Origin of the sequence: Streptomyces soli, assembly GCF_003999195.1 — a bacterium.
GTDB classification, from domain to species: domain Bacteria; phylum Actinomycetota; class Actinomycetes; order Streptomycetales; family Streptomycetaceae; genus Actinacidiphila; species Actinacidiphila soli.
The window spans coordinates 16,536-34,879 of the sequence record NZ_RJVR01000053.1; the positions used below are offsets into that span (position 1 = coordinate 16,536).

At 71.7% G+C, this 18,344-nt stretch carries 17 protein-coding genes and 5 pseudogenes; 5 read left to right on the top strand and 17 right to left on the bottom strand.

All coding sequences use genetic code 11. From position 1 onward, the window contains the following. Positions 1-3 precede the first annotated feature (3 nt). The 6 genes and pseudogenes from EFK10_RS03465 to EFK10_RS03490 form a co-directional block, all read right to left on the bottom strand. Positions 4-915, bottom strand: coding sequence for a carbohydrate kinase family protein (locus tag EFK10_RS03465; protein WP_127354299.1), 912 nt, complete (start codon positions 913-915; stop codon positions 4-6). Between the two features lie 128 nt (positions 916-1,043). Beyond that, positions 1,044-2,135, bottom strand: coding sequence for a CaiB/BaiF CoA transferase family protein (locus EFK10_RS03470; protein WP_127354300.1), 1,092 nt, complete (start codon positions 2,133-2,135; stop codon positions 1,044-1,046). 68 nt (positions 2,136-2,203) lie between these two features. Beyond that, positions 2,204-2,559, bottom strand: a pseudogene (locus EFK10_RS03475) (SDR family oxidoreductase); the annotation flags it as partial. Positions 2,560-2,581: 22 nt separating this feature from the next. Continuing rightward, a pseudogene (locus EFK10_RS49450) lies at positions 2,582-3,241 on the bottom strand (NB-ARC domain-containing protein); the annotation flags it as partial. Next, positions 3,241-3,669 carry a helix-turn-helix domain-containing protein gene (locus EFK10_RS03485; protein WP_164835803.1) on the bottom strand — a complete coding sequence of 143 codons (429 nt, stop codon included), beginning with the start codon at positions 3,667-3,669 and terminating at the stop codon, positions 3,241-3,243. The gene EFK10_RS03485 and the pseudogene EFK10_RS49450, both read right to left, overlap by 1 nt. A 131-nt stretch (positions 3,670-3,800) precedes the next feature. Further along, positions 3,801-3,986: a hypothetical protein gene (locus EFK10_RS03490; RefSeq protein WP_127354302.1), complete on the bottom strand. Its 186-nt coding sequence runs from the start codon at positions 3,984-3,986 to the stop codon at positions 3,801-3,803. 275 nt (positions 3,987-4,261) lie between these two features. Between EFK10_RS03490 and EFK10_RS03495 the strand changes: the two genes are divergently transcribed. Then, positions 4,262-4,492, top strand: a complete 231-nt coding sequence (locus EFK10_RS03495) for an SGM_3592 family protein (RefSeq protein ID WP_127354303.1) — start codon at positions 4,262-4,264, stop codon at positions 4,490-4,492. Positions 4,493-4,685: 193 nt separating this feature from the next. On the opposite strand, the pseudogene EFK10_RS03500 reads toward EFK10_RS03495, so the two are convergent. Together EFK10_RS03500 and EFK10_RS03510 are read right to left on the bottom strand one after the other, a co-directional pair. Beyond that, a pseudogene (locus EFK10_RS03500) lies at positions 4,686-5,261 on the bottom strand (zinc-binding dehydrogenase); the annotation flags it as partial. Positions 5,262-5,542: 281 nt separating this feature from the next. Further along, entirely contained in the window at positions 5,543-6,109 is a 567-nt protein-coding gene (locus EFK10_RS03510; protein WP_127354305.1) for a Uma2 family endonuclease, read from the bottom strand. Between the two features lie 207 nt (positions 6,110-6,316). Between EFK10_RS03510 and EFK10_RS52520 the strand changes: the two are divergent. Further along, positions 6,317-6,550 (top strand): annotated as a pseudogene (locus EFK10_RS52520) (ABC transporter ATP-binding protein); the annotation flags it as partial. Here EFK10_RS52520 and EFK10_RS03520 read toward each other — a convergent pair. Together EFK10_RS03520 and EFK10_RS03525 are read right to left on the bottom strand one after the other, a co-directional pair. Continuing rightward, positions 6,534-7,331, bottom strand: a complete 798-nt coding sequence (locus EFK10_RS03520; RefSeq protein WP_240676966.1) for a DNA glycosylase AlkZ-like family protein — start codon at positions 7,329-7,331, stop codon at positions 6,534-6,536. The pseudogene EFK10_RS52520 and the gene EFK10_RS03520 sit on opposite strands and share 17 nt — an antisense overlap. A gap of 244 nt (positions 7,332-7,575) precedes the next feature. Beyond that, positions 7,576-9,123, bottom strand: a complete 1,548-nt coding sequence (locus EFK10_RS03525; RefSeq protein ID WP_127354307.1) for a carboxylesterase/lipase family protein — start codon at positions 9,121-9,123, stop codon at positions 7,576-7,578. A 113-nt stretch (positions 9,124-9,236) separates the two neighbouring features. Here EFK10_RS03525 and EFK10_RS49455 point away from each other — a divergent pair. Next, positions 9,237-9,339: pseudogene (locus EFK10_RS49455) on the top strand (LysR family transcriptional regulator); the annotation flags it as partial. A 117-nt stretch (positions 9,340-9,456) separates the two neighbouring features. On the opposite strand, the gene msrB reads toward EFK10_RS49455, so the two are convergent. The 4 genes from msrB to EFK10_RS03550 form a co-directional block, all read right to left on the bottom strand. Next, positions 9,457-9,867 carry a peptide-methionine (R)-S-oxide reductase MsrB gene (msrB, locus tag EFK10_RS03535; protein WP_127354308.1) on the bottom strand — a complete coding sequence of 137 codons (411 nt, stop codon included), beginning with the start codon at positions 9,865-9,867 and terminating at the stop codon, positions 9,457-9,459. Positions 9,868-9,878: 11 nt separating this feature from the next. Further along, positions 9,879-11,276 (bottom strand): UDP-N-acetylmuramate--L-alanine ligase, encoded by a 1,398-nt coding sequence (gene murC, locus EFK10_RS03540; RefSeq protein WP_127354309.1) that lies wholly within the window; start codon positions 11,274-11,276, stop codon positions 9,879-9,881. 153 nt (positions 11,277-11,429) lie between these two features. Continuing rightward, complete coding sequence (locus EFK10_RS03545) at positions 11,430-11,903, bottom strand: indole-3-glycerol phosphate synthase (protein ID WP_127354310.1); 474 nt, start codon at positions 11,901-11,903, stop codon at positions 11,430-11,432. An 83-nt stretch (positions 11,904-11,986) separates the two neighbouring features. Beyond that, a complete protein-coding gene (locus EFK10_RS03550; protein WP_127354311.1) occupies positions 11,987-12,754 on the bottom strand; it encodes a pyrimidine reductase family protein in 768 nt (255 codons plus the stop codon). Positions 12,755-12,895: 141 nt separating this feature from the next. Between EFK10_RS03550 and zapE the strand changes: the two genes are divergently transcribed. Both zapE and EFK10_RS03560 read left to right on the top strand, forming a co-directional pair. Then, entirely contained in the window at positions 12,896-13,969 is a 1,074-nt protein-coding gene (gene zapE, locus EFK10_RS03555) for a cell division protein ZapE (RefSeq protein ID WP_164835804.1), read from the top strand. 123 nt (positions 13,970-14,092) lie between these two features. Next, positions 14,093-14,971, top strand: a complete 879-nt coding sequence (locus tag EFK10_RS03560; protein WP_127354312.1) for a polyphosphate kinase 2 family protein — start codon at positions 14,093-14,095, stop codon at positions 14,969-14,971. Positions 14,972-14,993: 22 nt separating this feature from the next. On the opposite strand, the gene EFK10_RS46945 is transcribed toward EFK10_RS03560, so the two are convergent. The 3 genes from EFK10_RS46945 to EFK10_RS03570 all read right to left on the bottom strand — a co-directional run bounded on the left by EFK10_RS46945 (position 14,994) and on the right by EFK10_RS03570 (position 17,874). Continuing rightward, positions 14,994-15,155 carry a hypothetical protein gene (locus EFK10_RS46945; RefSeq protein ID WP_164835805.1) on the bottom strand — a complete coding sequence of 54 codons (162 nt, stop codon included), beginning with the start codon at positions 15,153-15,155 and terminating at the stop codon, positions 14,994-14,996. After that, complete coding sequence (treZ, locus tag EFK10_RS03565) at positions 15,152-16,894, bottom strand: malto-oligosyltrehalose trehalohydrolase (protein WP_127354313.1); 1,743 nt, start codon at positions 16,892-16,894, stop codon at positions 15,152-15,154. Before treZ ends, EFK10_RS46945 begins: the two co-directional genes overlap by 4 nt. A gap of 68 nt (positions 16,895-16,962) precedes the next feature. Further along, the gene (locus EFK10_RS03570; RefSeq protein ID WP_127354314.1) at positions 16,963-17,874 is read right to left on the bottom strand and encodes a GNAT family N-acetyltransferase; all 912 of its coding nucleotides are present in this window, start codon (positions 17,872-17,874) and stop codon (positions 16,963-16,965) included. Positions 17,875-18,344: the final 470 nt, after the last annotated feature.

The following is an 18,344-nucleotide window of genomic DNA, read 5'->3' on the forward strand; positions in this document are numbered from 1 at the left end:
CGCTCAGCCCAGGGCGGCGGTCAGCTCGGCCAGGGTGGGCGGATCGGCGCCGACCCGGGTGCAGTTGATGGCGGCCGCCGTGGTGCAGCGGGTGAGGACGGCGGCCAGCTCGGCCGGGTCGTGTGGGACGCCGTGCGCGGCGATGGCGTCCAGCAGCGCGGCCTGGAAGGTGTCCCCGGCGCCGATGGTGTCGGCGACCTCGGTCCTGGGTGCCGGGACCCGTACCTCCTCGGCGGAGGTCACGGCCAGCGCTCCTTCCGCCCCGAGGGTCACCACGACCAGGCGCGGCCCCTCGGCGAGCAGGACGCGGGCCGCCTCGGCGGGCTTGAGGGCTGGGAAGAGCCAGTCGAGGTCGTCGTCGCTGGCCTTGACGACATCGGCGACGCCGGCCAGGCGCAGGCACGCCTCGCGGTAGGCCTCCCGGTCGGGCTGGACGGCGGGCCGGACGTTGAGATCGGTCACCACCGTCATCCCGGCCGTGCCGTGCAGCTCGCGGCACAGCTTCACCACCCGCGAGGCCCCGGGCTCCACGACCGTGGCCAGCGAACCGGTGTGCAGGACGGCGGTGTCCTCCGGCACCGGCAGCTCGCGCGGGTCCCAGGCGGTGAGGAAGTCGTACGTCGCCGAGCCGGCCCCGTCCAGATACGCCACGGCCAGCGTGGTGCGCCCCGCGTCCGCGGCCACGCGCCTGACGTCCACGCCGATAGCCTCCAGATGCGCCCGCACCAGCTCGCCCGGCGGGTCGTCACCCCACACGGTGACCAGCGTCGCCGCTCGGCCCAGCCGGTGCAGCCCCACCGCCACATTGGCCGGGCTGCCGCCGGGAACCGGCACCACGTGCTCAGCCCCGGGCCGCCAGATCAGGTCGACCAGGGACTCCCCGATCACGGTCACTCTGCCCGGTACTTCGCTCATCGCCGGTCTCCTCCTCGAATGGCCCCCACAGCCCCGACGGCCCTACGCGTGGCCCGGGGCTCGTATGATGATTGTGCCGGTGGCCGGCCGCGCGATCGAGACCAGGTCCTCGATGAACGGCCTGGCGGTCAGTCCTTCGGGCGCCACCGCGCCAGTACGGCGTCGACCCCGACCGCCTCGGCGGGCGGGGCGGCGGGGACGCCGGGGGCAGTACGGGAGAAGCGGGGCGCGGGGGCGGCCTGGGGGACGCCATCCCGGTCGAGGACGGCGTTTCGGGCGGCGGTGTGGGGGTGGCCGGAGACCTCGTCGAAGCGGAGCACCGGGGTGACGCAGGCGTCGGTGCCGGCGAAGACGGCGGCCCAGTCGTCGCGGTCGCGCGTGACGAAGGCGGCGGCGATGCGCTCGCGCAGGGCGGGCCAGTTGGCGCGGTCGCCGCGGTCCGGGAGTTCGCCGGCCGTCAGCCCCAGACCTTCCAGCAGCCGGGCGTAGAACTGCGGTTCGAGCGCGCCGACGGCGACGTACCGCCCGTCGGCGCACTCGTACGTGTCGTAGTAGGGCGCGCCGCCGTCGATCAGATTCGTGCCGCGCTCGTCGGACCACACGCCCATCCCCCGCAGGCTCCACGTCATCTGCAGCAGCACGCCGATGCCGTCGACCATCGCCGCGTCGACGACCTGGCCGCGCCCGGACCGCTCTCGCTCCCACAGCGCCGCCATCACCCCGGTGAGCAGGAACATCGAGCCACCGCCGAAGTCCCCGACCAGGTTGAGCGGCGGCACCGGGCGTTCGCCGGGGCGGCCGATGGCGTGCAGGGCGCCGGTCAGGGAGAGGTAGTTGATGTCGTGCCCGGCGCTCGGGGCGAGCGGTCCGTCCTGGCCCCAGCCGGTCATCCGGCCGTAGACCAGACGGGGGTTGCGGGCCAGGCAGTCCTCGGGGCCGAGGCCGAGGCGTTCGGCGACGCCGGGGCGGAAGCCCTCGACCAGTACGTCCGCCTGCTCGACCAGCGCCAGCACCCCGTCCCGCTCCGCTGGGTCCTTCAGGTCCGCGGCGACCACCGTGCGGCCCCGCAGCAGCTGGTCCCGGGCATCCGCCCTGCGGTCGCCGGGCCGCTCGACCCGTACGACCTCGGCGCCGAGGTCCGCCAGCACCATCGCGGCGTGCGGCGCCGGGCCGAGGCCCGCCAACTCGACCACGCGCAGCCCCGTCAGTGGTCCTGCCATGTCTCCACCTCTCACCCGCGACCGCCGGCACGGGCGTGGCGAACACCCCGGTCCCTTTGGCCGAGAGGCTAGTCGAGTCCGCCCAGGACGTTCTGGTCCCAGTCGATGACCGTGCCGGTGACGACGCCGGAGCGGTCGGAGAGGAGGAGGACGACGAGGCCGGCGATCCTGTCGGGGTCGCCCAGCCGGCCAACGGGATTCGGCGGGCTGCCTGTTCGGGCCAGTCGCCGGTGGCGCCGTGGAAGGTGCGTTGGGTGGCGTCCTCGCCCTCGGTGGCGGTCCAGCCGATGTTGAGGCCGTTGATGCGGATCCGGTCCCAGCGGTGGGCGTGGGCGGCGCTGCGGGTCAGGCCGGCGAGGCCGGGCTTGGAGGCGACGTACCGGGCGAGGAAGGGCTGGCCGCCGTGTTCGGAGGAGGAGGTGATGATGGCTCGCGGCCAGTTCGCGGGCCATGTCGACCTCGGCGTCCACCTGGTCGGCGCCGAGCACACGGCGCAGCAGCTCAAGGGACTCCGCAGGCCGCAGCACGCCGATGCCGATACGGGTCGCGCCGTCCCGAATCGCCAGTCCGGCAAGCCGGTTGCGGCTGGTCACCAGTACGAGACAGCCCTGCGACCCGGGGAGCAGCGGCCGTACCTGCTCGGCGCTGCGCGCGTTGTCGAGCACCACCAGGACCCGCCGGCCGGCCAGCAGCGAGCGGTAGATCGCGGCCTGGGTGGCGACGTCCGCAGTGAGCACCTGCGCGTGGGGGCTCAGCCCGTGCAACAGATGCCGTAGTGCCTCCTCGGTCGTGACCGGGGGAAGGCGTAAATCGAAGCCGCGGAGATCGACGAACAGTTGCCCGTCGGGAAACTGATCCGCCATGTCGTGCGCCACGTGGATCGCGAACGCGGTCTTCCCCGACCCGGCGGCGCCGTCGACGGTGGCGAGTACGGCGGCCCCACCGCCGCAGGAGCCGGCTGCGGCGGCAGACAGCTTCCGCAGTCGCTCCACCTTGTCGTCCCGGCCGATGAAGTCACTTACGTCGTGCGGTAGTTGCGCGGGAACCAGCCGGGCGGGCGACGCGGGCTCGGTCCGCGAAACCGCGGGGTGGTCACCGGCCAGCACTAGCCCGTGCAGCTGCCGCAGTGCCGGGCCCGGTTCGATGCCCAGCTCACCGGCGAGCTGCTCCCGGACCCGCTGGTGCGGGCGAGCAGGTCGGCGGCGAAGGGCGCAAGCCGGCGCAGGAGCTTGCGCTGCTCCTTGGCCGGCTCGGGCGCGGGGACGACGCCGGGCCGCTCCCTCGCGACGTAGCCGGCTCCGGTCCGTACCACCAGGCCGGAGGTCACGAGGGAGTTCAGCAGCCGGTGCGTCGTGGACTTCGGCACTCCGGCTCTTTTGCTGAGGTCGGAGAGCCTCATCACGCCACGAGCCGACCGGAGCGCCTCGTAAAGGACGAATGCCTTGTCGATCGCCGACATCCGCTCATGCCGCTCGGCGGTCCGCAGGTCGCGGGTGCCGATCAGGGGAGTGGGTGAGGGGGACGGGGTGCTCATGGTCATAGCGTCCGCTCCCCGTCTCAATGAAATCTCTTCGGAATCTCAAGACCCGACGGATATAGAAAAGCCCGCGCGTGGCATGACCGGTTTTCCCGGTATGCCACGCGCGAGTCCCTATTACGTGGTGATCAGAGGCAGCCGTACCGGCAGACGTGGGGAGACACGGCGGTGGTCGTCATGGCCGAGGTGGCCTTCGCCTTGACCGGGGCGGCCTCGGCGCTGCCCGCCGTCGTCAGAACCAGGGCGCTTGCGGTGAGGGCGCCGATGGCGAGGGCTGCCGCACCGACACGGATCGTACGCATACGCGACTTCATTGATTTACTCCTTGCATGGATTCCTGGTACGGAATCGGGGGGGATACATCGGTTGTCCGACGTATGGCCGGAGCCGGCTCGTGCTCTGAGTGAATCAGCGAGGGTGTCGCATTGAGGCGTGCGTTCCAGATCGTGGAACACAATCTGGCGGCGGCATTTTATTCCGAAGCCGGCGGACGATCTTCTTCACTGTGTTCTTAAGAGGTGGCGCGTACCAAGGGGACGAGGACGTCATTAGGCGCCTCTCGGACAACTGACCAACGGGAAACATTCGCATGACAACCGAATCCGCCCCTCGGGGCGACAACTGGGACGACGTGGTCTTCGACGAAGCCTTTGTCCACGATGCCCAGACCCACGAGCCCTCCGGCCGGGCCAGGATGCTCAGCGCCCGCTGGCGGCGGCAGGCCCCGGAACCCAGCCCCTGGCGCAGCGACGAGCCCCCGGCCGGCTGGTTCTGGAGCAAGGCCCGCGGCCGGCGACGTCGCGGGCGGCGCGGTCGCTGACGGTGGTGTTCCTCGACGTTCACCAACTGGAGATGCTTTCGCAACTAGACGTGGTCCAGGGTTAGTTGCATGTAGCCGACGAACCCGTGAAATATGGCGGGGACTCTGTGGGATGGATGAGGCCCGCGTGTTTCCGGAGAGTTGCGTGCCACGTCGGGACAGCCCGGCTCGCGTGGACCAGGCACCGTACCGGGTTTACCTTCAGGGCGCCGACGGCTGCCACGGCGGTGAGGTCACGGGCGGCCTGCTGCTTTGCCTCGACGGGGAAGTCGTCGCTGCCGAGCAGGCGCAGTGTCACGTTGGCGAACAGCAGCGGCCAGAAGGGCAGTTCGGGCCGGTCGGCCCGGGTGGCGTAGGCGGCGATGACCGCGTCGCCGACGATCACCGCGGCGTCGAGGTCCGCGTTGTCGGACATGGCCACCTCGATGATGCGGTGCACGCCCTGCGGTGCGTGGGCGCGGATCGCCTTCGCCGGGTCGTCCTGGTCGAGGGCGACGGCGTGGGACACCACGGACGGGTCGACGCGCTCCAGGTCGCGGCTGCGCGTCACGGTGCCGATGACGGTCGCGCCGGCCCAGCGGGCCAGCTGGGCGGCCATCGAGCCGACGGCGCCGAGGACGCCCTGCACGAGGACGATCCGGCCGTCCACGGGGCCGTCGCCGAACACGGACCGGTGGGCGGTGATCCCGGGGATGCCCAGGCTCGCTCCGAGGTCATCGCTGAGGTGGTCGGGCAGCGCCACGGCCAGGCGGTCGGGGACGGCCGTGTACTAGATGGATCACCGCGGCCTTCAGCCCCCCCAGGGCATCACGCTGCTGGCCGTCCACCCCCGCGCCCGTTTCCGATGCCGCTGACGGGATCGCCGAACCGGTCGTGGTGGCCCGGCTGCTCGCCTGGCTCGCCAGCGAGGAGAACACTCACCTGTGCGGACAAGTGGTGTTCGTCGACTGCGGCGCCGAGGCCCTACTGCGGGGGGACTCGACCTGGTGACCGCCGTAGTCAGTTCCTGTCGCCAAGCAGATGTCGCCGTGCCGGCGGTCGGAGACAGGGTCAGATCGTGCCGAGGTCGATCTCTACGGGGAAGGGAGCCGAGACCTTGACCGTGCCGGTGAAGACCTCTCCGTCCCGGTACGTCCTGCTGGCCGGATCGAGAAGGTAGGTGTACACCAGCGGGATACCGGTGGCGGCCTGCTCGATTCGCCAGTAAAAAGCGATGCCGGCGCGGGCGTACTGGTCCACCTTCACGATCCGGTCGGTGGTCTCCGAACCCGGTGATACGACCTCGACGACCAGCAGCACATGCTCAGGACGGGTGGGCGTGATGTCGATCGTGTCCGCGCGGTAGACGACGACGTCCGGACGGCGATTGGTGAGCGGCACGTCCTGGAGCCGGACGTCGAAGTCCGTGTCGGCGTTCCACTCCGGTCCGGCAGCCGCGTCCAGTGCGTTGGCCAGGATCCGGGCCAGGCGATTGTGCCGCTTGGACGCACTGGGGCTCACGACGACCATCCCGTCCACGACCTCGATGCCCGCGCACTGCTCTTCGGACCAGGATTCGTACTGCTCCGCAGTGATCTGCTCGTGCATCCACGCGGGGGCGACCATCTCGGCGGTCATGGCGTACCTCCCCTGAGCCTGCTCGACGGGTTGGGACCTGCTGACGGCAGCGTACTGCTTCACGCGCTCCCCACGCGGGGGCCTCGCTCAGGCGTCGTCCCGGGGGCTGCTCGCCCGTGAACTTCTTCACCGGGGCCGGATCGGCCACCTCTCGGGCGGATACTGACTCCGAGATTTCGACGTCCCCGCACCGAAGGCACACCCGCCTCCCAGCTCGACGCCGTCAACGAAGCCGCCCGCCGCGACACCGTCGCCGACGTTGCCCGCTCCACGACCGTACTGGTCGTAGCCCACCGCCTGTCCACCGTGACCACGGCCGACCGCATCATCGTCATGGACGCCGGCCGCGTCGCGGCTGTCGGCACGCACACCGAACTCGTCATCGCCGACCCGCTCTACGCCGAACTCGCCGCGACCCAATTCCTCACGGCCGTTGAGTGAGGGGAGCCGGCGCCGACTGCCCCGCACCGGCTGCGGCCGGCGGCCACACCACGCCTGGCCAGTGGGGCAGTGAGAGGTCCAGCTGGAGCCAGTGAGCCAGGTCCTCGATCTCGCGACCGATTGCTGCGGTCACGGGCTTGGTGAAAGGGACGTCCTGGTGGATCGCATGGATCTGCAACACCCCGGCTTTGCGGTCGGCGGTGGCATCGAGCTTGCCCACCAGCCGGTCGCCGTACAGGATCGGTAACGCGAAGTACCCCCACCGTCGCTTGGCAGCGGGCTTGTACATCTCCAGCTGGTAGTCGAACTCAAAGAGCTCGACGGTGCGCCTGCGTTCGTGGATGAGCCGGTCGAAGGGCGACAGCAACGCCGCGCGCCCCGAGAACGGCAGTCCCAACTGCGATGGATCGACCCGCCACGTGCCCTTGACCCCCTCGACCACGGCCGGCTCACCGGCATCGCCCACGTCCGCCGGTTCGACCGGGTATTCCGGCCCTCGGGTGCGGGCGATGCCCAGCGCGCGCAGCCGTCGCTCGTTGCGGACACGGAGCGCCTCGTCCACCGGGACCACCGGGTCATCGCGGTAGACCCGCGTGGCCAGGTCCCACAGCCGGTCGCGGCCCCGGCGTCCCGCGATGGCGACCTCACCCCGCACCACCATGAACTCCAGCAGTTGTGTGACGTTGCGGTTGTTGGTCCACCCGGTCGACTTCCACGGCACCTTGCAGGTGTCCGGAAGGTCGCGCGACGGCAGCGGCCCCGAAGAACCGAGCCGATCCAAAATGTCCTCCGTCCGGGGGACCCCCACCCAGCCGCCAGGCTGGGGGACGTCGTCGACCGACGACAACGCCGCCAGGCGAGAGCCATCGGCACGCGACGCCGCCCCACCTATTCGCCCGGCCTCCTACAGGCAGCCCCGAGGGCAAGGTGCTCGTTTCCCTCGGTGATGCGACCCCTTTGCCGGGATTCGCTGCGTGGCTCGAGACTGAGGTCATGCTCGGATTCGTCAGGACCGAGACGTCCCATCACTTGATCAGCGGCAGCGCAGCGAAGATGTGGTCCTGCCAGAGGCGGCGGGAGGTTTCCTCCGGGTAGGGGGTGACCTGTGGGTCCGCGTCGAGGACTTGGACCAGTCGCCGTTCGGTGTCGTACGAGGGCCAGCCCGGGTCGCCCGTCGTGGCGAAGGCGGTCCAGGCCGCGCGGAAGCGGGACGACAGCGCCTCGGCCTCCGGCGAGGATTCGGTGCCGGCGAAGAGCAGCGAGCCGAGGTCGGCGTCGAACGTGCCGAACAGCAGCGGTATGTCCAGGCCGTGGCAGGCGCCCAGGACGCCGCCGTTGCCCGGGGCCGGCCAGGTCAGGTCGTACATGTGGGCGCGGCCGCCCCCGGCGATGTGGGCCTCGGCCAGGTGCAGCGAGGGCATGCGGAACAACCAGTCGGACTGGACCCGTTCGTACAGCTCGCCGGGCGAGGCGTCCGGGAAGGCGCCGCGGTAGGCCCGTTCGCCGTCCGGTCCCGGCCCGAACATGCGCAGTGCCGCCGCCGCTTCCTCGTCGCTGATCTTCCCGAACCGGCCGCCGAGGACGACGAACAGCCGGAACTCGTCCCTGTTGTGCCCGGCGATCAGCTCCACGTCCCGTGCCGCGCCGGCCGCGAGCGCCTGCCATGGAGTGGTCGGCAGCACCTCACCGTCGACGACGGGGGAGAAGGGGGTCTGGGTGGGGACGACCTGACCCCACCTTTCCTCGTACTGGTGCATCTTGGTGCTCAACGTCTGTCCTGCGGCAGTCAGTTGGCGTGGATTCACCGTGGACAGGTCGGCGACCGTCGGCCGCAGGCCCGCCTCGGCGGCGAGGGCGGCCGCGATGTCCCGGGCCAGCTCGTCCGAGAAGTACGTTCCCGGCACGCTCTGTGCGATGGCCCGCCGGAACAGTCCCGTTGCGCTCGGCATGGCCAACAGCGAGGCGACCGATCCGGCTCCGGCCGACTCTCCGAAGACGGTGACCTGACCGGGGTCGCCGCCGAACGCCGTGATGTTCTCCCGTACCCATTCCAGGGCCGCGACCTGGTCGAGCAGGCCACGGTTGGCGGGCGCCCCGTCGATGCGGGCGAACCCCTCAATGCCGACGCGGTAGTTGAGGGTGAGCACGACCACGTCGCCGTCGCGGGCGATGCGCCGGGCGTCGTAGCCGGGGCTGCCGGAATGGCCGAGCTTGTAGGCGCCGCCGTAGATCCACACCATCACCGGGCGAGGGGCGGCCGGGTCCGGGTCGGGCGTCCAGACGTTGACAGTCAGCCAGTCGTCGCCCATGGGCGCGTCCAGCGCTCCGGTGCGGCCCTGGATCCCCACCTCCTGCGGGGGCGGCGGACCAAAGGTGTACGCGTCCCGTATCCCGTCCCAGGCGGGCACGGGGCGCGGGGCCTGGAACCGCGCATCCCCCACCGGCGGTTCGGCGAACGGGATGCCGCGGAAGACCGCCAGGCCGCCCTCCCGGCGCCCGCGCACCGCACCGGCGGTGGTACGCACCACGGGCTCGGCGGAACCGTCTGCTGACTCGTACGACTCGCCTGTCATCGTCAATGACTCCTCACTGGTTGCCGCTGGAACGATACGGGCGCACAGGCGCCAGGCGGCCGCCCCCCGTGGGAACGGGACCGCGACCGCCTGGCGCTCGGTGATCGGCGGGCGCCGAGCCGATCGCGGTACGGCTCGCCTGGGTGGCGGGACGACCCGCATCCCGCCACCCAGGCCGCGATCGAACTGCTCACGGCGCTCTACCGCACAGGGTGACGCCCCACCGCCGACGAATCGAGGCCATCGCCTCAGCCGGCCGCCCGCGCAGGACTCACCGAGGGCAGGCTCGGCGATCCAGGAAAGGGGTTCGCTGAGTTCGACGGCACGTCCTGCTCAGGCCTCCTCGGGGGCGAGCCGCAGGGAGATGCTGTTGATGCAGTAGCGCTGGTCCGTGGGGGTGCCATAGCCCTCGCCCTCGAAGACGTGGCCGAGGTGGGAGCCGCAGCGGGCGCAGCGGACCTCGGTGCGGGTCATGCCGTAGGTGCGGTCCTCGATGAGTTCGACGGCCTTGGAGTCGGCGGGGTCGTAGAAGGACGGCCAGCCGCAGTGGGACTCGAACTTGGTGTCGGAGCGGAAGAGCTCGGCGCCGCAGGCGCGGCAGGAGTAGATGCCGGTGGTCTTGGTGTCGGTGTATTCGCCGGTGAAGGCGCGCTCGGTGCCGGCTTCGCGCAGGACGGCGTACTCCTGGGGGGTCAGCTCTTCGCGCCACTGCTGGTCGGACTTCTCGACTTCGTACGACGACATGTGCGTGCTCCTCAGCTCTCCAGGCGGGCGAGGATCTTCGGACCGAGGTCCGTGACGTCGCCCGCGCCCATGGTGAGAACAAGGTCACCGGGCTTGGCCATTCCGGCGATGAGGCCGGGGACGGCGTTTTTGTCGTGCTCGAGGGTGACGTCGGCGCCCTTGGCGGCGGCGGCGTCGACGATGAGGGTGCTGGTGACGCCGGGGAGGGGGTCCTCCCGGGCGGGGTAGATGTCGAGGACGAGGGAGGCGTCGGCGAGGGCGAGGGCGTGGCCCATTTCGAGGCCGAGCTCCTGGGTGCGGCTGAAGAGGTGGGGCTGGAAGACCACGATGATGCGGCCGCGGCTGTCACCGGCGGCTTCGCGGAGGGCCTGGAGGTCGGCGGTCATCTCGGTGGGGTGGTGGGCGTACGAGTCGATGACCTGGACGCCGGCGGCGGTGCCCTTGAGCTGGAGACGGCGCTTGACGCCGGTGTACGAGCCGAGGGCCTCGGCGAGGCCGGCGGGGTCGATGCCCAGCGCGGCGCCGGCGGCGAGGGCGGCGACGGCGTTGTGGGCGTAGTGGCGGCCGGGGACGGAGACGGTGAAGGTGATCTCGGCGCCGCCGAGGGCGACGGTGACCTGGCTGGACATGCCGCGCGCGGTGATGTTCAGGATGCGTACGTCGGCCGCCTCGTCCTCGCCGACGCGGACGATGGTGAGGTCGTCGTGGCCGGCGACGCGGGCGGCCAGCTCGCGGGCGCCGGAGTGCTCTCCGACGACGAGGGTGCCGCCGGGGCGGATCTTGGTGGTGAAGGTCTCGAAGGACTCGTAGATCTCGTCCATCGAGGCGTAGTTGGCGTGGTGGTCCAGCTCGACGTTGAGGACGATGGCGACCTCGGGGTCGTACTTCTGGAAGCTGCGGTCGCTCTCGTCCGCCTCGGCGACGAAGATCTGCCCCGCGCCGTGGTGGGCGTTCGAGCCGGGGGCGTCGAGGTCGCCGCCGATGGCGTACGAGGGGTCGAGGCCGAGGGTGCCGAGGCCGACGGCGAGCATCGAGGTGGTGGTCGTCTTGCCGTGGGTGCCGGCGACGGCGATGGGGCGGTAGCCGGTCATGAGCGCGGCGAGGGCGTCGGAGCGGTGGACGACCGGGATGCCGCGCTCCGCGGCGGCGGCCAGCTCGGGGTTGTCGGCCCGGATGGCGCTGGAGACGACCACGCTGGTGGCGTCGGGGGCGAGGTGGACGGCGGCGTGACCGATGTGCACCGTCGCGCCGAGCGCGCACAGGGCCTCGGCGGTCTCGGAGTCCTTGGCGTCGCTGCCGGCGACCCGCGCGCCGCGCTGGGCGAGGATCTTGGCGATGCCCGACATCCCGGCGCCGCCGATGCCGATGAAGTGCGGTCGGTCCATGGCGGGGGGAATCGTGGGGGTCATGCGCGCGTCTCCCGGGGTTCTGCTGGCCGGCTTGGGTGCGGTCCTGATTCTTCCACCTCGCGGTGCGCGATCCGACCGCGGGCGGCGGCGGGACCCGGACGCCCGGGGTCGCGCCGCCTGGGTCGCGCCGCCGGGCGCTCAGTCGTCCGGCGCTCAGTCGTCCGGATTGTGCGCGAAGAGCTTCAGCACCGGCACGCCCACCTTGTGCCGGGCCCGGGAGGTCCAGTCGCGGTGGAAGAACTCCTCGACCAGGTGGGGGGCGGTGAGGACGATGACCTCGTCGGCGTGGGTCTGCTCGACCACCGACTTGAGCAGCTCGATCGGGTGCCTCTCGACGACCTCGCCTACCGCCTCGCTGCCCGCGTCGCGCAGGGACTTGAGGGAGTGGGCGAGCGCCCGTTCGGCGGGGAGCAGCGCGTCGCCGCCCTCGGGCTGCTGTCCTTCGCGCACGGCCTTGTCGAGTTCGCCCAGGGCTACGTCGTCAACGGCCCGCAGCAGCCGGTCCTGGTCGCCTCGGGGCTGCATGAGCACGACGAAGGAGACGGGCTCGTCGCCGTGGAGGGTGGTGACCAGCTCCAGGTCGGCCGGCACGAGCGGCTTCTCGATCATCAGTACGGTCGTGAACACGGACACATCCTTCTTTCTCGCGGGTGCACGCGGTGTAAGTGTTCCCTCACACCGGCAAGCGGAACGGGATATTCCGCCGGATGTCAGCCACGCGTGTAGCGCGTGAACAGGAAGCCGTCCTCCTCCAGGATCGAGATCGGACTGAATCGTTCCGGTTCCGTGATCCCGGGGCCGTTCATGATCCGCATGGCATCGCCCGCGGCGACCAGCGGGGCGATCGTCAGGCACAGCTCGTCCAGCACGCCGGCCCCGGCGAACTGGGCGAGCAGCCTCGGGCCGCCCTCCGTGAGCAGCCGGGTCAGCCCCCGGGCGGCCAGTTCGCGCACCGCCCGGGCCGGGTCCACGCCGGTGCCGTCGCCCGCCACGACGATCTGGGCGCCGGACTTCACGGCGGTGTCGACACGGTCGGCCGGGGCGTCGGCGCCGGTCAGTACGAGGGTGGGCACCGCGGGCTCGGTGAACAACGGCGCCGAGAAGTCCAGGTCGAGGCTCGCGCTGACCACGGCGATCGCCGGCACCGGCGGCTGGCCCGCGGCGCTGCGGCGGGCCCGGAAGGCCTCGCGGACCCGGGCCGGGCGGTAGCCCTCCTGGCGAACCGTTTCGGCGCCGACGACCACCGCGTCGGCGAGGGCGCGCAGGGTGCCGAAGACCCGCATGTCGGCGTCGGAGGAGAGCGGCTGCGACCGGCCGTCGTGCCGGGCCGCGCCGTCCAGCGAGGACACCATGTTGGCCCGCAGCCATGTCTTCCCCGGCGGCAGTTCCGGATAGGCGTACGCGTCCGCGAGGTCGTCCGACGTACTGACGGTCGTACGGGCGGTCTCACCGGCCGGGGCGGGGAAGAGGCGGTACATACCAGCAGTCTGGCATGTACCTGCGCCCGGCAGGCGAAGGAAGGATCAGCCGGGGCGCCGCCGCCACGACGTCCGTGCGGTCACGTGGAGTGCGCCACACGGGCCGTGAACGCCTGCCGGGAGGCACTACGCTGGGTGATTGTGTCATCCTCCGCTGCCGCCGACGCCCGTGTGGCCGAAGCCCGTGTCATAGCCCTGTCCCAGCGCGAGCCGCACGTCCCGGCGGACCGGATGGTCGCCGAGATGGTGCCGCCGCCGCGCTTCGACTCCGTACGCTTCGACAACTACCTCCCGGACCCGGCGCAGCCCAGCCAGGCCGAGGCCGTACGCGTTCTCGAGGGCTTCGCGGCGACCCTCGGCAGCGCCGCCGACACCCGGAAGCGCTGGTTCCGGCGCGAGGCCCCCGCGGCCGCCGGACCCGGCGGGGTGTACCTCGACGGCGGCTACGGCGTCGGCAAGACGCACCTGCTCGCCTCCCTCTGGCACGCCACGCCCGCGCCGCGCGAGCAGAAGGCCTTCGGCACCTTCGTCGAGCTGACGAACCTCGTCGGCGCCCTCGGCTTCCAGCACGCGGTGCAGGCCCTCAGCGGCCACCGCCTCGTCTGCATCGACGAGTTCGAGCTCGACGACCCCGGGGACACGGTGCTGGTCTCCACCCTGCTCGGCAAGCTCGCCGACGCGGGCGTGAAACTCGCCGCCACCTCCAACACCCTCCCCGGCAAACTCGGCGAGGGCCGGTTCGCCGCCACCGACTTCATGCGGGAGATCCAGGGCCTGTCCGCCCGCTTCCGCAGCCTGCGCATCGACGGCCAGGACTACCGCCACCGCGGTCTGCCCGAGGCCCCGTCCCCGTACGCCGACGAGCAGGTCGCCGCCCTCGCCCAGCGCACGCCGGGTGCCTCGCTGGACGACTTCGGCGCCCTCCTGGACCACCTCGCCCGCGTCCACCCCAGCCGCTACGGCGCGCTCTGCGACGGCGTCGAGGCGGTCTTCCTGCGGGGCGTCAAGCCCGTCGCCGACCAGGCCACCGCCCTGCGCCTGGTCGTCCTCGCCGACCGGCTCTACGACCGTGAAGTGCCCGTCATGGCGTCCGGTGAGCCCTTCGACCGCATCTTCAGCGAGGAGATGCTGGCCGGCGGCTACCGCAAGAAGTACTTCCGGGCCATCTCCCGGCTCACCGCCCTTGCCCGCGACGCGGGGCGCCTCGCGGCCTGACACAGTCGGCCCGACGAAGCCGGTCTGCCCTGGCGGCCGCGGCCGATCCGGCGGACGATCGAACCCAGTCGAGTCGAATCGAACCGACCCGGTACGAGCGTGTGAAGGGCGGAGGTATCCGCGGTGGCGAAGACGAACCGGAAGCAGCGCGACCCGCGAGTCACCGACCTGCGCTCGCTGCTGCGCGTCCCGCCCGACGGCAAACCCGTCAGTCTCTCGTCGTACGACCCCTCGGCCAAGCCCGGCGGGCCGTCCGGCAAGGTGCACGCCAGGGCCGGGATGGCCGGCACCGGCTCACGGCTGACGGAGCTGCAGGACCGGCTCTTCGCGCAGAGCGCGACGGGCGACCGGCGCCGGCTGCTGCTGTTGCTGCAGGGCATGGACACCTCGGGCAAGGGCGGCACCGTCAAGCACGTCCTGAGCGGCCTCAACCCGGCCGGCTGCCGCTACCGGGCCTTCAAGCCGCCGACCGAGGAGGAGCGGGCCCACCACTTCCTCTGGCGGGTCGAGCGGTCGCTGCCGCAGCCGGGGGAGATCGGCGTATTCGACCGTTCGCACTACGAGGACGTGCTTGTCGCCCGGGTCCGGGGACTGGTGCCGCCCGCCGAGTGGATGCAGCGGTACGACGAGATCAACGCCTTCGAGCGCCGGCTCGCCGAGGACGGCGTCACCATCATCAAGGTCTTCCTGCACATCAGCCGCGAGGAACAGCTCAAGCGGCTGCTCGCCCGCCTCGACAAGCCCCACAAGCGCTGGAAGTTCAGCCCGTCCGACATCGACGACCGCGCGCTCTGGCCCGCCTACCAGGAGGCGTACGAAGCCGCCCTGGCCCGCTGCTCCACCCCCGCCGCGCCCTGGTACGTCGTCCCGGCCGACCGCAAGTGGTACCGCAACTGGGCGGTGGGCCGGCTGCTCCTCGAACACCTTGAGGAGATCGATCCGCAGTACCCACCGGCCGACTTCGACGTGGAGGAGTGCCGCAAGCGGCTGCTGGAGACCTGATCAGGGATCCGTTGTAGCCGGATCAGCCCGAGCAGGCGGTGCGCTGCGCCTCCTGCCATTCGCAGCGCGGGCAGAGCGTGATGCCGGGCCGCGACTGCGGGTATTCGGTGGGCTCGCGGCACAGCACGCATTCGGCGCGGGGCTCGTCCTCGGGCGCTTCGGTCACTTCGTTCACCTCGCTCATACGACGAGCGTAGCGACGGCGACCGAGTGCCCGGGCAGCAGCAGCCGCCCGTAGGCGTCCGGGGGCGGGCAGGGCGTCCAGACGGCGACGACCTCGCACGGGCCGTGCAGCGGGACGACCGCCTCCTCGGCGGAGAGGTTCACGGCGACCCGGAAGCGGCCCCGGCCCAGGCACAGGGTCTGCTTGCCGTGGTCCACCCGTACGGCCCCCAGATCCGGGTCGGTCAGCTCGGGCTCGGCGTGCCGCAGGGCGATCAGCTTCCGGTACCAGGCGAGCAGCGCCGCGTGCGGCTCGCGATCCGGCTCGGCCCAGTCCAGGCAGGAACGGCGCCGGGTGGCGGGGTCCTGGGGGTCGGGGATGTCCTCGGCGTCCCAGCCGTGGGCGGCGAACTCGCGGCGGCGCCCCCGGGTGATGGCGGCCGCCAGCTCGGGGTCGTCGTGGTCGGTGAAGAACTGCCAGGGCGTGCGCGCGCCCCACTCCTCGCCCATGAAGAGCATCGGCGTGTACGGCGAGGTGAGCACCAGCGCGCCGGCGGCCGCCAGCAGCCCGGGCGTGACCGCCGCCGCGAGCCGGTCACCGGTCGCGCGGTTGCCGATCTGGTCGTGGGTCTGGGCGTACGCGAGGAAACGGTGCGCCGCCGTGGTCGTACGGTCGACGGGGCGGCCGTGCGTGCGGCCCCGGAAGCCGGAATACGTACCGTCGTGGAAGAAGACGTCGCCCAGCACCTTGGCCAGGCCCGCGACGCCCGCGCGCGCGAAGTCCTCGTAGTAGCCGAAGGATTCGCCGGTCACGCTGGCGTGCAGGGCGTGGTGGAAGTCGTCGTTCCACTGGGCGTGCAGGCCGAGGCCGCCCGCCACGCGCGGGGTGGTGCTGCGGGGGTCGTTCAGGTCGGACTCGGCGATCAGGAACAGCGGCCGGCCGAGCGCGGCGGACAGCGCGTCCACGGCGGTCGACAACTCCTCCAGGAAGTGCAGCGCCCGCGTGTCGACCAGCGCGTGGACCGCGTCGAGCCGCAGCCCGTCCAGCCGGTAGTCCCGCAGCCAGGCCAGGGCGCTGCCGATGAGATACGCCCGTACCTCGTCCGAGCCCGGCGCGTCGAGGTTGACCGCGTCGCCCCAGGGTGTGTGGTGCCGGTCGGTGAAGTACGGCCCGAAGGCGGGCAGATAGTTGCCGGACGGGCCGAGGTGGTTGTGTACGACGTCCAGCACCACCCCCAGCCCGTGGGTGTGGGCGGCGTCCACGAAGCGCTTCAGCCCGTCGGGGCCGCCGTACGGCTCGTGGACCGCCCACAGCGACACGCCCTCGTACCCCCAGCCGTGGGTGCCGGGGAAGGGGCAGACCGGCATCAGCTCGATGTGCGTGATGCCCAACTCGGCCAGGTGCGGCAGCCGTTCGACCGCCGCGTCGAAGGTGCCCTCGACGGTGAAGGTGCCGACGTGCAGCTCGTACAGCACCGCCCCCGGCAGCGGCCTGCCGGGCCACTCCCGCTGCCACACGTAGCTCCCGTGGTCCACGACCGCACTCAGCCCGTCCGGCCCGTCCGGCTGGCGCCGGGAACGCGGATCGGGCAGGGGCCGGTCGCTCCCGTCCAGCACGAAGGCGTAGCGCGAGCCGTCGGCGGCCGGTGCGTCGGTGACCCACCAGCCGCCGCGTTCAGGATCGCGCTGCATGTCGTGCGCGCGACCGTCGACCCGAACCTCCACATCAGCGGCGCTCGGCGCCCACACGTCGAAGAGCATGGTCACCATGCTGCGGCACGCCGGGCCCGCCGTCAGGGAATAACACGAGACGGATCACAGGAGCCGGATCACACGAGGTTGACCCGCTCCTGCGTCACCGGATAGCCCGCCTTGGCGAAATGCGCCGCCATTGGGGCGTTGCCCTGGTCGGTCGCGGCAACGATCCGTTCTGCGCCGTACCCGACCAGGTCGTGCGTGCATTCGACCAGCAGGTCGTACGCGTAGCCGTGGCCGCGCTGTTCAGGCAGCACGCCGATGAAGCCGATGACATAGCGCCCCGCGCTGGTGCGGCTCGGCACCTGTATGCCCGCCGGTTCCCCGTCCCGGGTGTACGCCAGCCGCCACCATTCACGCGGTGACGGGAACCAGAGCAGGATGTCCAGCTCCTCCCGCGCCGCCGCGTCGGGTCCCTTCTCCGCGACCGTGTGCCGGGTGTGGGCGTCCAGGCTGCCGTGCCCGATGCGCTTGAGTACGTCCAGGATCACCGCGTCGTCCGGCTCGGGCCGGAACTCCAGCCGCCCGGGCGGCTCCGGCAGCCCGCACTCCGGCGTCCAGTCGTACCGGAACCGTTCCACCAGCGGCTCCATGCCGGCCACGATCGCCGCGTCGATCCGCGCCTGCGCCACCTCCCGTACGTCGGGGCGGTCGCGCCAGCCCGGTGGCAGCAACAGGTCGTACTCGGCCTTCAGCGGCGCGGTGCGCAGCAGTTGTACGGCGGCGTCGGCATCGGTGAAGTCCAGCCAGTCGAGCGCCATCGGCTCGGCGTCCCCCGGCGCGCCCCACCACGCGGCCCGGGCGACGACCGCGCCCTCGCGCAGCGCCACCCAGGACCACTCGGGCCGGTACTCGCCGCCCTCGTCGGTCAGCGCGAAGGCGTGGCCGAGCAGGGGGCGACCGACGAGGCCGGGGTCGGGGTCGGAAAGGGAGTTGAAGAGGTGTGTCTCGCCCGCTTCGAGGGGGCGGATGACCAGATCAGACATGAGTGTCCAGAATCCTTCGGGAGAGTGTGACGCGCTCCCGGTCGGACACCTCGTCAGACGTGGGACGCCCATCTCAGGGGGCAGGAGCGCACAGTTGTCGTCGCGTACATCGCGCTCGCCTCCTTCCTGGTCCAGGGCATTGAGCAGACCATAACCGCACGCTTCCGGCCGCGTCCACGTATTTGTTCCGGCCGCGCTACACCTTCAGGACCTCGTAGGGCAGCGGCTCCTCCCCGTCGTCCAGCTCGGCCGACGACGGCACGAAGTCCGGCTCCGTACGCGCCGCCGTGGCGCGCCGGGCCACGACCTCCGCCAGGGGCGGGGGAGTCAGCCCGAGCGCGGATATCAGCCGACCGTTCCTAGAGACTGAGTGGGAGTGAGTCCTGTTGCCAGAGCCCATGCTCAGCCGAACACCCCGAACGGTCTTGGGTGTTCTGGTCCACCGCGTTCGCTCCGCGTCCGGCGCGCAC

What these genes read in the sequence shown, in the direction of transcription:
- EFK10_RS03465 (WP_127354299.1), bottom strand. Translation starts at nt 915, where the DNA reads ATGAGCGAAGTACCGGGCAGAGTGACCGTGATCGGGGAGTCCCTGGTC.
- EFK10_RS03470 (WP_127354300.1), bottom strand. Translation starts at nt 2,135, where the DNA reads ATGGCAGGACCACTGACGGGGCTGCGCGTGGTCGAGTTGGCGGGCCTC.
- EFK10_RS03485 (WP_164835803.1), bottom strand. Translation starts at nt 3,669, where the DNA reads ATGAGCACCCCGTCCCCCTCACCCACTCCCCTGATCGGCACCCGCGAC.
- EFK10_RS03490 (WP_127354302.1), bottom strand. Translation starts at nt 3,986, where the DNA reads ATGAAGTCGCGTATGCGTACGATCCGTGTCGGTGCGGCAGCCCTCGCC.
- EFK10_RS03495 (WP_127354303.1), top strand. Translation starts at nt 4,262, where the DNA reads ATGACAACCGAATCCGCCCCTCGGGGCGACAACTGGGACGACGTGGTC.
- EFK10_RS03510 (WP_127354305.1), bottom strand. Translation starts at nt 6,109, where the DNA reads ATGACCGCCGAGATGGTCGCCCCCGCGTGGATGCACGAGCAGATCACT.
- EFK10_RS03525 (WP_127354307.1), bottom strand. Translation starts at nt 9,123, where the DNA reads ATGACAGGCGAGTCGTACGAGTCAGCAGACGGTTCCGCCGAGCCCGTG.
- msrB (WP_127354308.1), bottom strand. Translation starts at nt 9,867, where the DNA reads ATGTCGTCGTACGAAGTCGAGAAGTCCGACCAGCAGTGGCGCGAAGAG.
- murC (WP_127354309.1), bottom strand. Translation starts at nt 11,276, where the DNA reads ATGACCCCCACGATTCCCCCCGCCATGGACCGACCGCACTTCATCGGC.
- EFK10_RS03550 (WP_127354311.1), bottom strand. Translation starts at nt 12,754, where the DNA reads ATGTACCGCCTCTTCCCCGCCCCGGCCGGTGAGACCGCCCGTACGACC.
- EFK10_RS46945 (WP_164835805.1), bottom strand. Translation starts at nt 15,155, where the DNA reads ATGAGCGAGGTGAACGAAGTGACCGAAGCGCCCGAGGACGAGCCCCGC.
- treZ (WP_127354313.1), bottom strand. Translation starts at nt 16,894, where the DNA reads ATGCTCTTCGACGTGTGGGCGCCGAGCGCCGCTGATGTGGAGGTTCGG.
- EFK10_RS03570 (WP_127354314.1), bottom strand. Translation starts at nt 17,874, where the DNA reads ATGTCTGATCTGGTCATCCGCCCCCTCGAAGCGGGCGAGACACACCTC.